At 69.8% G+C, this 13,986-nt stretch carries 14 protein-coding genes; 10 read left to right on the top strand and 4 right to left on the bottom strand.

Going from position 1 to position 13,986, the window contains the following annotated elements:
• Positions 1–33: 33 nt before the first annotated feature.
• The 5 genes from pstS (at position 34) to phoU (ending at position 4,661) form a co-directional block, all read left to right on the top strand.
• A complete protein-coding gene (gene pstS / locus FHP08_RS03160) occupies positions 34–1,071 on the top strand; it encodes a phosphate ABC transporter substrate-binding protein PstS (RefSeq protein ID WP_147702828.1) in 1,038 nt (345 codons plus the stop codon).
• 124 nt (positions 1,072–1,195) lie between these two features.
• Positions 1,196–2,218, top strand: a complete 1,023-nt coding sequence (pstC, locus tag FHP08_RS03155) for a phosphate ABC transporter permease subunit PstC (protein ID WP_225879010.1) — start codon at positions 1,196–1,198, stop codon at positions 2,216–2,218.
• 7 nt (positions 2,219–2,225) lie between these two features.
• Positions 2,226–3,077 carry a phosphate ABC transporter permease PstA gene (gene pstA / locus FHP08_RS03150; RefSeq protein ID WP_407703973.1) on the top strand — a complete coding sequence of 284 codons (852 nt, stop codon included), beginning with the start codon at positions 2,226–2,228 and terminating at the stop codon, positions 3,075–3,077.
• A 52-nt stretch (positions 3,078–3,129) separates the two neighbouring features.
• Complete coding sequence (pstB, locus tag FHP08_RS03145; RefSeq protein ID WP_225879027.1) at positions 3,130–3,930, top strand: phosphate ABC transporter ATP-binding protein PstB; 801 nt, start codon at positions 3,130–3,132, stop codon at positions 3,928–3,930.
• Between the two features lie 29 nt (positions 3,931–3,959).
• On the top strand, positions 3,960–4,661 hold the full coding sequence (gene phoU / locus FHP08_RS03140) for a phosphate signaling complex protein PhoU (protein WP_147702826.1): 702 nt from the start codon (positions 3,960–3,962) through the stop codon (positions 4,659–4,661).
• A 49-nt stretch (positions 4,662–4,710) separates the two neighbouring features.
• Here phoU and phoR read toward each other — a convergent pair whose 3' ends face one another.
• Genes phoR through thpR form a run of 3 tightly spaced genes read right to left on the bottom strand, consistent with a single transcriptional unit; the run spans position 4,711 to position 7,380 of the window.
• Positions 4,711–5,994: a phosphate regulon sensor histidine kinase PhoR gene (gene phoR, locus FHP08_RS03135; RefSeq protein ID WP_187272147.1), complete on the bottom strand. Its 1,284-nt coding sequence runs from the start codon at positions 5,992–5,994 to the stop codon at positions 4,711–4,713.
• A gap of 53 nt (positions 5,995–6,047) precedes the next feature.
• Positions 6,048–6,734, bottom strand: coding sequence for a phosphate regulon transcriptional regulator PhoB (gene phoB, locus FHP08_RS03130; RefSeq protein ID WP_147702824.1), 687 nt, complete (start codon positions 6,732–6,734; stop codon positions 6,048–6,050).
• A gap of 43 nt (positions 6,735–6,777) precedes the next feature.
• Positions 6,778–7,380: an RNA 2',3'-cyclic phosphodiesterase gene (gene thpR / locus FHP08_RS03125; RefSeq protein ID WP_187272146.1), complete on the bottom strand. Its 603-nt coding sequence runs from the start codon at positions 7,378–7,380 to the stop codon at positions 6,778–6,780.
• A gap of 74 nt (positions 7,381–7,454) precedes the next feature.
• On the opposite strand from thpR, the gene galE reads away from it, so the two are divergent.
• The 5 genes from galE to FHP08_RS03095 all read left to right on the top strand — a co-directional run bounded on the left by galE (position 7,455) and on the right by FHP08_RS03095 (position 13,407).
• On the top strand, positions 7,455–8,492 hold the full coding sequence (gene galE, locus FHP08_RS03120; protein ID WP_147702822.1) for a UDP-glucose 4-epimerase GalE: 1,038 nt from the start codon (positions 7,455–7,457) through the stop codon (positions 8,490–8,492).
• Between the two features lie 138 nt (positions 8,493–8,630).
• Positions 8,631–9,674 carry an ArsJ-associated glyceraldehyde-3-phosphate dehydrogenase gene (locus FHP08_RS03115; protein WP_147702821.1) on the top strand — a complete coding sequence of 348 codons (1,044 nt, stop codon included), beginning with the start codon at positions 8,631–8,633 and terminating at the stop codon, positions 9,672–9,674.
• Between the two features lie 19 nt (positions 9,675–9,693).
• On the top strand, positions 9,694–10,950 hold the full coding sequence (gene arsJ / locus FHP08_RS03110) for an organoarsenical effux MFS transporter ArsJ (RefSeq protein ID WP_225879009.1): 1,257 nt from the start codon (positions 9,694–9,696) through the stop codon (positions 10,948–10,950).
• A 167-nt stretch (positions 10,951–11,117) separates the two neighbouring features.
• Entirely contained in the window at positions 11,118–11,618 is a 501-nt protein-coding gene (locus FHP08_RS03100) for an arsenate reductase ArsC (protein WP_147702819.1), read from the top strand.
• Positions 11,619–11,715: 97 nt separating this feature from the next.
• The gene (locus FHP08_RS03095; protein WP_147702818.1) at positions 11,716–13,407 is read left to right on the top strand and encodes an NAD(P)/FAD-dependent oxidoreductase; all 1,692 of its coding nucleotides are present in this window, start codon (positions 11,716–11,718) and stop codon (positions 13,405–13,407) included.
• A 71-nt stretch (positions 13,408–13,478) separates the two neighbouring features.
• On the opposite strand, the gene FHP08_RS03090 is transcribed toward FHP08_RS03095, so the two are convergent.
• On the bottom strand, positions 13,479–13,727 hold the full coding sequence (locus FHP08_RS03090; protein WP_147702817.1) for a hypothetical protein: 249 nt from the start codon (positions 13,725–13,727) through the stop codon (positions 13,479–13,481).
• Between the last annotated feature and the right edge of the window lie 259 nt (positions 13,728–13,986).

Raw genomic sequence — 13,986 nt, 5'->3', positions numbered from 1 at the left:
GTCGATTCTCCCAACCTCCAGAGGGAACGCTTCATGAAGACGATCATCTCCGTGCTGGCCGGTGGCTTGTTCGCCGCCGCCACGATTTCCGCCCAGGCGGCCGACATCACCGGCGCCGGCGCCACCTTCCCGGCCCCGATCTACGCCAAGTGGGCCGAGGCCTACAAGGCCGCCACCGGCAACGCCCTGAACTACCAGGCCATCGGCTCGGGCGGCGGCGTGAAGCAGATCAACTCGAAGACCGTCGACTTCGGCGCCTCCGACGACCCGATGAAGGGCGCGGACCTCGAGAAGAACGGCCTGGTCCAGTTCCCGGCGATCATCGGCGGCATTGTGCCGGTGATGAACCTCGAAGGCGTGCAGCCCGGCCAGCTGAAGCTGACCGGCAAGGTGCTGGCCGACATGTACCGCGGCGCGATCACCAAGTGGGACGACGCCGCCATCGCGGCGCTGAACCCCGGCGTGAAGCTGCCTTCGACCGCGATCACCCTGGTCTATCGCTCGGATTCCTCGGGCACCACCGCCGGCTTCACCGACTACCTGGCCCAGGTTTCGCCCGAGTTCAAGGACAAGGTCGGCGCCGGCAAGACGGTCAACTGGCCGGTCGGCCTCGGCGGCAAGGGCAATGCGGGCGTGGCCGCCAGCGTCACCAAGATCAAGGGCTCGCTGGGTTACGTGGAGTACGCCTACGCCAAGCAGAACAAGATGACGCACGCGGCGATGGTCAACCGCGACGGCAAGGCGGTCCAGCCTGACGAGAAGACCTTCGCCGCTGCGGCCGCCAACGCCGACTGGAACGCGGCGCCCGGTTTCGGCGTGAACCTGAACAACCAGCCTGGCGCAGACGCATGGCCGATCACCTCGGCCTCGTTCATCCTGATGCACAAGACCGCCGACAAGCCGCAGCGCTCGGCCGAGTCCCTGAAGTTCTTCAAGTGGTCGCTCGAAAACGGCCAGAAGATGGCCGCCGAGCTCGACTACGTGCCGTTGCCGGCCAACGTGGTCAAGCAGATCGAGGCCTCCTGGTCCCAGATCCGCGACGCCTCGGGCAAGCCCGTGATGGGCGACTGAGGTCCGGCTTCCGGGGCCGGCCAGACCCGGGCGCAAGCCCGGATCCGGCCGCGGCTCGGGCTCCCGGAACGGCGGCGTTGGTCGAAACTGGCCACGCCGCCCGTTTTCTTGTCAAGATTGCGGGATGAAGAAACCGATGGGCACCACGGCAAGCACTTCGGCGACCGGGCTTGGCGCTCCGTCGTCCGGTGAAGTCGACGCCGCGCAGGCCGCGCAGCAGGCGCTCGCGAAGCGGGTCAGGCGCTTCGCCGCGCAGGACAGTCTTTTCGGCTGGGTCACCTTCTCGTTCGCCGCGCTCGTGCTGCTGGTGCTGCTCGGCATCCTCGTCTCGCTGTTCATCGAGGCCTGGCCGGCGCTGCGCGAGTTCGGTCCGTCCTTCCTGTGGGGCACCACCTGGAGCCCGACCGACGACGTCTACGGCGCGGTCATCGGCATCTACGGCACGCTGGCCACTTCGGCGATCGCGCTGCTGTTCGCGGTGCCCATCAGCTTCGGCATCGCGGTCTTCCTGACCGAGACCTGCCCGCGTTCCCTGCGCCGGCCGCTCGGCACCGCGATCGAGCTGCTCGCCGGCATCCCGTCGATCATCTACGGCTTCTGGGGCCTGTTCGTGCTGGCCCCCATCCTGCAGGAATACGTGCAGCCGCTGCTCGGCGCCACCGGCCTGCCGATCTTCTCGGGCCCGCCGCTGGGCATCGGCATCTTCACCGCCGGCATGGTGCTGGCGCTGATGGTGATCCCGTTCACCGCCTCGGTGATGCGCGACGTGTTCGAGACGGTGCCGCCGGTGCTCAAGGAGTCCGCCTACGGCCTGGGTTGCACCACCTGGGAAGTCATCCGCAACATCGTGCTGCCCTACACCCGCGTGGGCGTGATCGGCGGCATCATGCTCGGCCTGGGGCGCGCCCTGGGCGAGACCATGGCGGTCACCTTCGTGATCGGCAACGCCAACCGGCTGGCCTCCAGCCTGTTCGCGCCGGGCAACTCGATTGCCTCCACGCTGGCCAACGAGTTCGCCGAGGCCGACCCGGTCCTGCACATCCCGGCCCTGTTCGCGCTCGGCCTGCTGCTGTTCGTGATCACGGTGATCGTGCTGATCGGCGCCAAGTGGCTCACCGACCGCAGCACCGCGCGCGCGGGCCACTGAGGAGCCGATCGTGAGCCGCGGAATCTACACCCGTCGAAAGCTGACGAACTGGCTCGGCCTGGCCTTCTCCTACGTGTCGATGGCCGCCGGCCTCATCGGCCTGTTCTGGATCCTCTGGACGCTGTTCTACAACGGCCTGAGCTCCTTCAACGCCGACTTCTTCCTGGCCTCCACGCCGGCCCCGGGCAGCCCCGGGGGCGGCATGGCCAACGCCATCGTCGGCAGCCTGATGATGGTGGGCTTCGCCACGCTGGTGTCCACGCCGATCGGCATCCTGGCCGGCATCTATCTGGCGGAGTTCGGCGCCCGGTCGAAGTTCGCGGCCGTCACCCGCTTCGTGACCGACATCATGCTGTCGGCGCCGTCGATCGTGATCGGCCTGTTCGTGTATGCGATCGCGGTGGCCACGGTCAAGCACTTCTCGGGCTGGGCGGGCTCGCTGGCGCTCAGCCTGATCGCGATCCCGGTGGTGGTGCGCACCACCGAGAACATGCTCAAGCTGGTGCCGGGCAGCCTGCGCGAGGCCGCGTTCGCGCTGGGTGCCCCGCGCTGGAAGGTGAGCCTGGCGGTCACCCTGCGCGCGGTGCGCGGCGGCGTGATCACCGGCGTGCTGCTCGCGGTCGCCCGGATCATCGGCGAGACGGCGCCGCTGCTCTTCACCGCGCTGAACAACCAGTTCTTCAGCACCGACATGAGCCAGCCCATGGCCAACCTGCCGGTCGTGATCTACAACTTCGCGATGAGCCCCTACGAGGACTGGCAGCAGCTCGCCTGGGGCGCTGCCGCGCTGATCGCGCTGATCGTGCTCGGCATCAACATCTCCGCCCGCGTGCTGTTCCGCAGCAAGGTGCAGGCCTGAGAACGACCATGGAAACGATCCGATGAGTGCCTCCGTCCAGACTCCCGCGCCGATGACGGCCCCACGCCCGGCCGCCAGCCGCGCATCTGCCCTCGACGTGCCGGCCGCGCTGCAGATCCGCGACCTGTCCTTCTTCTACGGCCGCTTCCAGGGCCTGAAGGACGTGTCGCTCGACATCGCCCGCAACAAGGTCACCGCCTTCATCGGGCCGTCGGGTTGCGGCAAGTCCACCCTGCTGCGCACCTTCAACCGGATGTTCGACCTGTATCCCGGCCAGCGTGCCGAGGGCGAGATCCTGTTCAACGGCCGCAACATCCTCGACCCCAAGCAGGACGTCAACCTGCTGCGGGCCAAGGTCGGCATGGTCTTCCAGAAGCCCACCCCTTTCCCGATGACGATCTACGAGAACATCGCCTTCGGGGTGCGCCTGTACGAGAGCCTGTCCAAGTCCGAGATGGACGAGCGGGTGGAGTGGGCGCTGCGCAAGGCGGCGCTGTGGGAGGAGGTCAAGACCAAGCTCGACCAGAGCGGCCTGAGCCTGTCGGGCGGGCAGCAGCAGCGCCTGTGCATCGCCCGCATGGTGGCGGTCAAGCCCGAGGTGCTGCTGCTCGACGAGCCGACCAGCGCGCTGGACCCGATCTCCACCGCCAAGATCGAGGAACTGGTCAACGAGCTGAAGTCCGAGTACACGATCGCGATCGTCACGCACAACATGCAGCAGGCGGCGCGGATTTCCGACTGCACCGCCTACATGTACCTCGGCGAGCTGATCGAGTTCGGGCAGACTGACGAGATCTTCGTGAAGCCGAAGAAGAAGGCGACCGAAGACTACATCACCGGACGCTTCGGCTGACCGCCCGGCGCCGGCGAACGGAGAAAGAGATGCCCCTGGATCACACGCTCAAGAAATTCGATTCCGACTTCGATGCGCTGCGCAGCGTCGTCACCACGATGGGCGGTCTGGTCGAGCGCCAGTTCGTGCGCGCGGTCGACGCGGTGCGGCTGGGCGACATGGGGATCGTCGCGCAGGTGCTGACCGACGAGAACCGGGTCAACCAGCTTCACATGGAGTCCGACCTGCGCTGCCACCAGACGATCGCGCGGCAGCAGCCCATCGCGGTGGACCTGCGCGAGATCATCGCGATCATCCACAGCAACAACGACCTCGAGCGCATCGGCGACGAGGCCAAGAAGATCGCGATGAAGGCGCGCGAGCTGCAGAACGGCGCCGCGCCGATTCCGCTCGATCGCATCGAGCAGATGGCCAACCTGGTGTCGGACATGGTCCGCGCCGCGATCGACGCCTTCGTGCGCCACGACATCGCGGTGGCCGGCCTGCTGGCCGAGCGCGACGCCGAGGTCGACCAGCTGCGCGACGTGCTGATCGCCGACCTGATGGCCGTGATGGCCGAGCGCCCGACCTCGGTGTCCGCGGCGCTGGCGCTGATCTTCGTGGTGCAGTCGATCGAGCGGGTCGGCGACCATGCCCGCAACATCGCCGAGTACGTGGTCAACGTGGTCGAAGGCGTGGACCTGCGGCACGCCAGCCCCGAGGAAGTCGCCCGGATCGCCGCGCGGCGCTGACGCCCGCGCGCGGCCGGCTGCCGCTGGCCGCGCCCTCTGGGGGGCGGCCTCAGTCGGCCAGCAGTCGCACGGCCGGAAGCCGCAGCGAGAAGGTGCTTCCCTTGCCCGGCTCGCTCGCGATGTGCAGCGAGCCCTGATGGCGCAGCATGATCCGCCTGGTGATCGCCAGGCCCAGCCCGGTGCCGCCGGTCTCGCGCGAGCGGCCCCGGTCCACCCGGTAGAAGCGCTCGGCGATCCGCGGCAGGTGCTCGGGAGCGATGCCGATCCCGGTGTCGCGCACGCTGAGCCAGCCTTCCTCGCTGCGCACCGCCCAGCTCGCCGCGATGGTTCCGCCGTCGGGCGTGTAGCGGATCGCGTTGGTCAGCAGGTTGCGGGCCGCGCTCTCGAGTTCCGCGGCGATGCCGCTGACCCTGCGCGGGCCGTCCAGCGACAGCGTGAAGGCGTGCCGTCCGCTGGACAGCACCTTGGCCTCGTCGAGCAGGCCGTTCAGCAGTTCGTGGATGTCCACCGGCTCGTCGGGGGGCCGGTCGATGCTGGCCTCCAGCGTGGACAGCGTGAGCAGGTCCTCCACCAGGCGCTGCATCGTGGTGCTCTGCCGCAGGATGGATTCGAGGTACTGCCGGCGCTCGGCCTCCCCGAGGTCCAGCGAGAGCAGCGTTTCGGCGAAGCCCGAGATGACCGTGATCGGCGTGCGGATCTCGTGCGACACGTTGGCCACGAAGTCGCTGCGCATCGCATCCAGCCGGGCCTGCTCGGTGATGTCGCGGGTGACCAGCAGGCGCTGGTCGCGCTCGGCTCCCTGCAACCTCAGCTCGTAGACCCGCCCGGGCCGGCCGGGCAGGGCGAGCCGCACCGGCTCGGGCGCGTCGCCCCCTGCCAGCATCGCGATGAACTCGGGCTGGCGGATGAAGTGGTGGATCGGGCGCCGGGTGCCGAAGATGCCGTGCAGCTCCTGCGCGGCGAGGTTGCTCCAGACCACGTGGTCGAAGCGGTCGAGCACCACCAGTCCGTCTGAGAGCCGGTCGACCGCGGCGTGGATCCGCTCGAGCTCGGCGGCCAGTTCGGCGCGGGTGTCGGCCTCCTGGCGAACGAAGCGGGCCAGGCGGTCGAAGACGCCGCGCCACGGGCCGATGCCACCCGGCAGTTCGCGCTGACGGGGCAGCGCGACCCAGTGATTGACCCTGGCCAGGTGGAAGGCCGACAGCAGCGACTGCAGCGCGAAGGCACCCGCTATCCACCACAGGCCGGCGGCAGGCGATACCGCGCGGTAGAGCAGCGAGCCGATCGCCAGGACGACGGCGATCGCAACCAGGTATCGAAGAAAGAAGGCCAAGTCGGCGCGAGAAGAGAGTCCCGGGAAACAGCGCCCGGAGGCGCCGGCGCGGGTCAGCGGGGCAGGAAGCGGTAGCCGCCGCCGCGAACCGTTTCGATCAGCCGGTCGTGCCCGGTGGGCTGCAGCGCGAGGCGCAGCCGGCGGATGTGCACGTCGACCGTTCGCTCCTCAATATACACGTGGTCGCCCCAGACGTTGTCGAGCAGGCGGGTGCGCGAGAGCACGCGATCCGGGTTCTTCATGAAGAAGTGGAGCAGCCGGAACTCGGTGGGGCTCAGGCTCAGCGAGGCTTCGCCGGCGAACACCCGGAAGGTCGCGGGCTCGAGCCGGATGCCGCCCACCTCGATCGGCTCCTCGGCGGTCTCGGGCGCGGCGCGGCGCAGCAGCGCCCGGACGCGGGCCAGCAGCTCGCGCGGCGAGAAGGGCTTGGTCACGTAGTCGTCGGCGCCCACGTCGAAGCCCTGCAGCGTGTCGCCCTCCTGCGCGCGGGCGGTCAGCATCAGGATCGGGACCTCCCGGGTGCGCGGGTCGGCGCGCAGCCGCCTGGCGTAGTCGATGCCGGACTGGCCCGGAAGCATCCAGTCGAGGACGATCAGGTCGGGCACCGTGGCGTCGAGGTGGGCCTGGGCGGCCTCGGCGCTTTCCACGCCGCTGACCAGGTGGCCGGCGTGCCGGAGGTTCACGGCGAGCAGTTCGCGGATCGCGGGCTCGTCTTCGACGATCAGGATGCGGGCGGACACGGCGATATTCCTGCGCTTTGGGATGTCTTCCAGAATATGACGGTCATTTGACGGAACGATGACGGCGCTCGGTGCCCGCCGCTTCGATGTCCGGAAGCCGCCGCCACAGGTAGCGCCGCTCGGGAGTCGGCTCCGGATGCGAGCCGCCCACGGCCAGCCGCCAGGTCGATACAGGGTGGGCGCGCTTCGGGTCGAGATGCGCGATGGCGGTGCCGACCGCGGCGCGGTCGCGGGCATTGCGGACCAGCGTCAGGTGCGACTTGAAGGCCCGCGCGTCGAAGCGCACGCCGCCGGCTCGCAGACGCTCGCGCACCGCATCGACCAGCGGGGCGATCCAGGGCGGATCCTCGCTCGGGCCGGCCCACAGCAGCGCGGGGCCGAAGCGGCCGATCTCGTCGAGCGCGAAGCCGGGATGCTTCGCGGGCAGGCCGGCGAGCAGCGCGACCAGCCGGTCGCCCTCCGCGAGCGGCAGCTCGCCGATGAAGGCCAGCGTCAGGTGCAGGTCGCGCGCGGCCAGCGGCCTTCCGCGGCAGCGGGTGCCCAGCTCGGCCGCGAGCCGGCCCAGGCGCCCGCTGGCCAGGACGTCGGGGCGCAGCGCGACGAAGAATCGCGAGGCGGCCAGTGGCGAGCAGCTCGGTTCAGCCATCCTGGCGATTGTACGGACGATGCGGCGTGCGACACTCGCGGCTCGAATCGGGACTGGCAAAGGAGCGCAGGGCAATGACGAAGCCATCGGCGGGCAGGGTGCTGGTGACCGGCGGCGCCGGCTACATCGGCTCGCACACGGTACTGGAGCTGCTGCGGGCGGGCCACGAGGTCGTGGTGCTCGACGACCTGTCCAATTCGAGCCCCGAATCCTTGAAGCGCGTCGAACGCATCACCGGCAAGCCGGCGCCGCTGGTGGTCGGTGACGTGCGCGACGAATCGCTGCTCAGGGACCTGCTCACGCGCGAGCGCGTCGACGCCGCGATCCACTTCGCCGGCCTCAAGGCCGTCGGCGAGTCGGTGGCGCAGCCGCTGCGTTACTACGACGTCAACGTGGGCGGCACCACCACGCTGCTGCGCTGCCTGGGCGAGACCGGCGTGACCCGCTTCGTGTTCAGCTCGTCGGCCACCGTGTACGGCGATCCGCAACGGGTGCCGATCGACGAGGGCGCGCGCACCGGCCCGACCAATCCCTACGGCCGCAGCAAGTGGATGGTCGAGCACGTGCTGAACGACCTGGCGGCGTCCGATTCCCGCTGGGCCATCGGCATCCTGCGCTACTTCAATCCGGTGGGCGCGCACGAGAGCGGCCTGATCGGCGAGGACCCGCGCGGCATCCCGAACAACCTGATGCCCTTCGTGAGCCAGGTCGCAGTGGGGCGGCTGCCGCAGCTGTCGGTGTTCGGCGGCGACTGGCCCACCCCCGACGGCACCGGCGTGCGCGACTACATCCACGTGGTGGACCTGGCCCGCGGCCACCTGGCGGCGCTGGGCAGGGTTCGCGCACGGTCCGGCGCCTTCACCGTGAACCTGGGCACCGGCACCGGCTACTCGGTGCTGGAGATGGTGCGCGCCTTCGAGAAGGCGAGCGGCCGGCCGGTGCCGTACCGGATCGTGGACCGGCGGGCCGGCGACATCGCGGCCTGCTATGCCGACCCGGCGCAGGCCGAACGGCTGCTCGGGTGGCGCGCCGAGCTGGACCTGGAGCGGATGTGCGCCGACGCCTGGCGCTGGCAGAGCGGGAATCCCGAGGGGTATCCGAAGCCGGAATGACCCGGCGCCCCGTGACCGGGAATCCGCAGTCCCCGGGGTGGCACCTTGTCACCGAACTGTCATCGACATCTTCGACAATTCGACGATCGTGAAATCATCGTGGCCGTGTCCGATCGGGCGGCCCACAGCGAACGGATCATGAAAGTCGGCATCAACGGTATGGGCCGCATCGGCCGCCTGGCGCTGCGCGCCGCCTTCGGCGCGGCCGAGCGCCCCCCGGACGACCCGCGTGCGGGCAACCGCCTCGAGGTGGCCCACCTGAACGAGATCAAGGGCGGCGCGGCGGCCACTGCCCACCTGCTGGCATTCGACAGCGTGCAGGGCCGCTGGCGGACCGACATCGCCGCCGAGGGCGATGCGGCGATCCGGGTCGGCGATCGCAAGCTGTCCTTCTCGTCGCATGCCTCTCCCGGCGACATCCCCTGGGGCGACCTGGGCGTGGACCTGGTGCTCGAGTGCACCGGCAAGTTCCTGGCGCCGGAGACGATCCGGGGCCACCTCGATCGCGGCGCGAAGCGGGTGATCGTGGCCGCGCCGGTCAAGGTCGGCAAGGTGCTGAACATCGTCGTCGGCGTCAACGACCACCTGTACGAGCCCTCGCGCGACCGGATCGTGACCGCAGCCTCGTGCACGACCAACTGCCTGGCGCCGGTGGTGAAGGTGGTCCACGAGGCGATCGGCATCCGCCACGGGCAGATCACCACGATCCACGACCCGACCAACACCAATGTCGTCGTCGACGCCCCGCACAAGGATCTGCGCCGGGCGCGCAGCGCGATGCTCAGCCTGGCGCCGACCACCACCGGCAGCGCCACCGCGATCGCGCTGATCTATCCGGAGCTGAAGGGCAAGCTGAACGGCCACGCGGTGCGCGCGCCGGTGCTCAATGCCTCGCTGACCGACTGCGTGTTCGAGCTGCAGCGCGCGACGACGCCGCAGGAAGTGAACGCGCTGTTCGCGCAGGCCGCCCGCGGCCCGCTGGCCGGCATCCTCGGCTACGAGGAGCGGCCGCTGGTCAGCGCCGACTATGCGCGCGACACGCGCAGCGCGATCGTCGACGCGCCGTCCACGATGGTGACCGACGGCACGCTGCTGAAGGTCTACGCCTGGTACGACAACGAGATGGGCTATGCCTGCCGGATGGTCGACCTGGCCTGCCTGGTGCAGGACGAGGGCATCTGATCCTGGAGGGCATCCGCACGTGAACACCGCCGCCCGCAACTACGCGATCGTCACCGCCGCCTACTGGGGCTTCACGCTGACCGACGGCGCGCTTCGGATGCTGGTGCTGCTGCACTTCTACCGTCTCGGCTACTCGCCGTTCACGCTCGCCTTCCTGTTCCTGCTGTACGAGGCCGCCGGCGTGCTGGCCAACCTGGTCGGCGGCTGGCTGGCCACCCGCTACGGCATTGCGCGGATGCTCACCGCGGGGCTGGCCACGCAGATCTTCGGCTTCCTGTTGCTGTCCATGCTCTCGCCCGACTGGTCGGCTGCGCTGTCGGTGGCCTGGGTGGTGCTGGCCCAGGGTGTGTGCGGCGTGGCCAAGGACCTGACCAAGACCGCGAGCAAGTCGGCGATCAAGCTGACCGCCGGCGAGGCCTCGGGCACCCTGTTCAAGTGGGTGGCCTGGTTCACCGGCAGCAAGAACGCGATGAAGGGCGTGGGCTTCTTTCTCGGCGGTCTGCTGCTCGAGCTGCTCGGCTTTCGCGGCGCCCTGTGGGCGATGGCCGCGCTGCTGGCCGTCGTGCTCGCCGGCGTGATCGCCTTCGTGCCCAGGCTGATGGGCAGGAGCAAGGCCTCGAAGTCGGTGCGCGAGCTGTTCGCCAAGAACCGCGGCATCAACCTGCTGGCGGCCGCGCGGGTGGCGCTGTTCGGCGCGCGCGACGTCTGGTTCGTGGTCGGCGTGCCGGTCTTCCTCTACGCCTCGGGCTGGACCTTCACGATGGTGGGCGGTTTCCTCGCCGCCTGGACGATCGGCTACGGCCTGGTGCAGGCGATCGCGCCAGCGCTCGTCAGGCGAAGCGCTGACGGCCTCAGCCGCGAGGTGCCGGCCGCGCGGTGGTGGTCGGCCGCGCTCGCGCTGGTGCCGGTCGCGCTGGCCGCCGCGGTGGCGCTCGAGGCGCCGAACCTGGAGTGGGTGGTGGTGCTGGGGCTGGGCGTGTTCGGTTTCGCGTTCGCGGTGAATTCGTCGGTGCACTCCTACCTGATCCTGGCCTATGCGGGCTCGGAGAAGGCCGCCGAGGACGTCGGCTTCTACTACGCGGCCAATGCGGCGGGCCGCTTCTCCGGCACGCTGATGTCGGGGCTGCTGTACCAGTGGGGCGGGCTGCTCTGGGCGCTGGCCGGCTCGGCGCTGATGCTCGTCGCCTGCTGGCTGGTCACGCTGGCCCTGCCGGAGAACGCGGCCGCTGCCGCGCGGGGGCGGCGGCCGGCCTCCGGTGCCGGGGCGGCCTCGTGACCGAGGCGTCCGTCGCAAGGCGCGACGACCCGCGGTGAGGGCGCTGGCCGCGCTCGCCCAACCGTCGCGGCTGCAGGTGTTCCGCCCGCTGGCGGTCGCCGGGCGCCAGGGCATGACGCCGAGGGCGAGCGCGTCTCCAGCGACACCCGATTCATCCGGAGCGGAAAGTGAGCGACAAGATCTACAAGGTGCTGTTCATCTGCACCGGCAGTTCGGCGCGATCGATCATCGCCGAAGCGGTCATGAACAAGATGGGCGGCGGCCGCTTCCAGGCCTTCTCCGCGGGCAGCCATCCCAAGGGCGAGGTCAGCCCGTTCGCGCTGTCGCTGCTCGCGCAGTGGCGGGTTCCGACCGAGGGCTTGCGCAGCAAGTCCTGGGACGAATTCGCGCAGCCGGGGGCGCCCGGGTTCGACTTCGTGTTCACCGTCTGCGATGACGCAGCCGGCGAGGTCTGCCCGGTCTGGCCAGGCCAGCCGATGACCGCGCACTGGGGCGTGCCCGACCCGATGGCGGTCGAGGGCGGCGACGAGCAGAAGGCGCGCGCGCACGCCGATGCCGCGAAGATGCTGAAGCGTCGCATCGAGCTGATGCTGGCCCTGCCGCTGGCCAAGCTGGCCGGGCTGGCGCTGAAGCGCGAACTGGACCAGATCGGCAAGGCCGGCGCCTGAGCGCGGCAGGACCGGCGCCTGGCCGCCCGAGCGGGGCGGGTCGGCAAGCTGGCAGAATCGCGGCCATGCGATGCCTTTCCCGACGATTCCGCCTGCGATGCTGAGGATCACCGAACTCCGCCTGCCGCTCGATCACGCGCCGGACGCGCTGCGCCCGGCGATCGCGGCGCGCCTGGGCGTCGACGACGTCGACCTGCTCGGCTTCACCGTCTTCCGGCGCAACTACGATGCGCGCCGCAAGGCGGCGATCGTGCTGACCTACACCATCGACTGCGAGGTGGCCGACGAGGCGGCGGTGCTGGCCCGGTTCGCCGAGGATCGTCACGTGCGCCCTGCGCCGGACAGCCGCTATCACCTGGTCGCGCAGGCGCCGGCCGACTTCTACGCCGCGCAGCGGCCGCGGCCGGTGGTGATCGGCTTCGGGCCTTGTGGAATCCTGGCGGCGCTGGTGCTGGCCCAGATGGGGCTGTGCCCCATCGTGCTCGAGCGCGGCAAGGCGGTGCGCGAGCGCACGAAGGACACCTGGGGGCTGTGGCGCAAGAGCGTGCTGAATCCCGAATCGAACGTGCAGTTCGGCGAGGGTGGCGCCGGCACCTTCTCCGACGGCAAGCTGTGGAGCCAGATCAGCGATCCGCGCCACCTGACCCGCAAGGTGCTCGACGAGTTCGTGAAGGCCGGCGCGCCCGAGGAGATCCTCTACGTGGGCAAGCCCCACATCGGCACCTTCCGGCTGGTCAGCATGGTCGAGAAGATGCGCGCCGAGATTGTCGCGCTGGGCGGCGACATCCGCTTCGGGGCGCGGGTGACCGACCTGCTGCTCGAGGACGGTCCGGCCGACGAGGCGGGACGCACGCGCCACCTGCGCGGCGTCGTGCTGGCCGGCGGCGAGCAGATCCGCACGGACCACGTCGTGCTGGCGCTCGGCCACAGCGCGCGCGACACCTTCGCGATGCTCCAGGCGCGCGGCGTGTTCATGGAGGCCAAGCCCTTTTCGGTGGGCTTCCGGATCGAGCATCCGCAGGGCCTGATCGATCGCGCGCGCTTCGGGCCGAACGCCGGCAATCCGATCCTTGGCGCAGCCGACTACAAGCTGGTGCACCACGCGAAGAACGGTCGCTCCGTCTACAGCTTCTGCATGTGCCCCGGCGGCACCGTGGTGGCCGCCACCTCGGAATCCGAGCGCGTGGTGACCAACGGGATGAGCCAGTACTCGCGCGCCGAGCGAAATGCCAACGCGGGCATTGTGGTGGGCATCTCGCCGGACGACTACCGGCAGGACCGCAACGCCAGCGGACCGGTGTCGCCGCTGGACGGCATCGCCTTCCAGCGCGCCTGGGAGTCGCGCGCCTATGTGCTGGGCGGCGGCGGCTATCGCGCGCCGGGCCAGCTGGTCGGGGACTTCGTCGCCGGTCGCCACGGCAAGGCGGTGGCGCGCGAGTTCGGTGACGTGCTGCCCTCGTACAAGCCGGGCGTGACGCTCACCGACCTGGCCGAGCCGGGCAACGAAAGCCTGCCCGGCGAGGTGCTGGCCGCGATCCGCGAGGCGCTGCCGGCCTTCGAGCGGCAGATTCCCGGCTTCGCGATGGCCGACGCGGTGCTGACCGGCGTGGAGACCCGCACCTCGTCGCCGCTGCGGATCACGCGCGGCAAGGACTGCCAGAGCCTGAACGTGGCGGGGCTCTACCCGGCAGGAGAGGGCGCCGGTTACGCCGGCGGCATCATGTCGGCGGGCGTCGACGGCATCGAGGTCGCCGAGAAGCTCGGCGCGCGGATGATCGCGGGCGGCTGAGCCGGTCTTCCGCGGGCCGTGCTTCCGAGCACGGCCCGGTCCGCGCCAGGCCGCACACGGTTCGCTCCGCTTCAGCCGGCTTCGATCATGGTCGACGTGCGCTGCGCGTCGCGCTCGAAGGCAGCGATCGTGTGCTCGGAGGTGGGCGTGTTCAGCAGCACGGTACGCGCGACCTCGGCGTGCAGCGCGAAGATCTGGCCCAGCCGGGCGCGCGTTTCGGCCGGCAGCTCGTGGAGCATGGCGGTGACCAGCGCGTCGAGCGCGACCAGGCTGCCCTTCAGGTCGCAGATGCGCTCGGTGGCTTCCTGCAGGTCTTTCATGGCGAGTCCTCCAGGTAAGGATGCGCGGGCAGCGAACCGCGGCGCGCTTGGGCGAAAAAAAAAGGGTATCCGGATTTTAGTGTGGGAAGACCGCACTAGCCCTTCTTGTCTGACAGCTCTCGTTCGGTAGGTTTCTGGTATCGCAAGGCTTACGCGCTTTTAGCCTTCAGTGTGGGCTTTGTCTGGCGCATGTCGGTGCAAGGAAACAATCAGTGGCAGGTCACCTTGCCCCCGGCTCGAACTGGGGTTTGAGGCGCAG

The sequence above is a fragment of the Zeimonas arvi genome (genome assembly GCF_008039575.1).
GTDB classification, from domain to species: Bacteria; Pseudomonadota; Gammaproteobacteria; order Burkholderiales; family Burkholderiaceae_E; genus Zeimonas; species Zeimonas arvi.
This window is presented reverse-complemented; position numbering and strand designations above follow the sequence as displayed.

Bases quoted from the DNA above. Each gene is read 5' to 3' on its own strand.
- FHP08_RS03090 (WP_147702817.1), bottom strand. From the start codon at position 13,727: ATGAAAGACCTGCAGGAAGCCACCGAGCGCATCTGCGACCTGAAGGGC.
- phoU (WP_147702826.1), top strand. From the start codon at position 3,960: ATGCCCCTGGATCACACGCTCAAGAAATTCGATTCCGACTTCGATGCG.
- galE (WP_147702822.1), top strand. From the start codon at position 7,455: ATGACGAAGCCATCGGCGGGCAGGGTGCTGGTGACCGGCGGCGCCGGC.
- pstB (WP_225879027.1), top strand. From the start codon at position 3,130: ATGACGGCCCCACGCCCGGCCGCCAGCCGCGCATCTGCCCTCGACGTG.
- FHP08_RS03115 (WP_147702821.1), top strand. From the start codon at position 8,631: ATGAAAGTCGGCATCAACGGTATGGGCCGCATCGGCCGCCTGGCGCTG.
- pstS (WP_147702828.1), top strand. From the start codon at position 34: ATGAAGACGATCATCTCCGTGCTGGCCGGTGGCTTGTTCGCCGCCGCC.
- pstC (WP_225879010.1), top strand. From the start codon at position 1,196: ATGAAGAAACCGATGGGCACCACGGCAAGCACTTCGGCGACCGGGCTT.
- thpR (WP_187272146.1), bottom strand. From the start codon at position 7,380: ATGGCTGAACCGAGCTGCTCGCCACTGGCCGCCTCGCGATTCTTCGTC.
- FHP08_RS03095 (WP_147702818.1), top strand. From the start codon at position 11,716: ATGCTGAGGATCACCGAACTCCGCCTGCCGCTCGATCACGCGCCGGAC.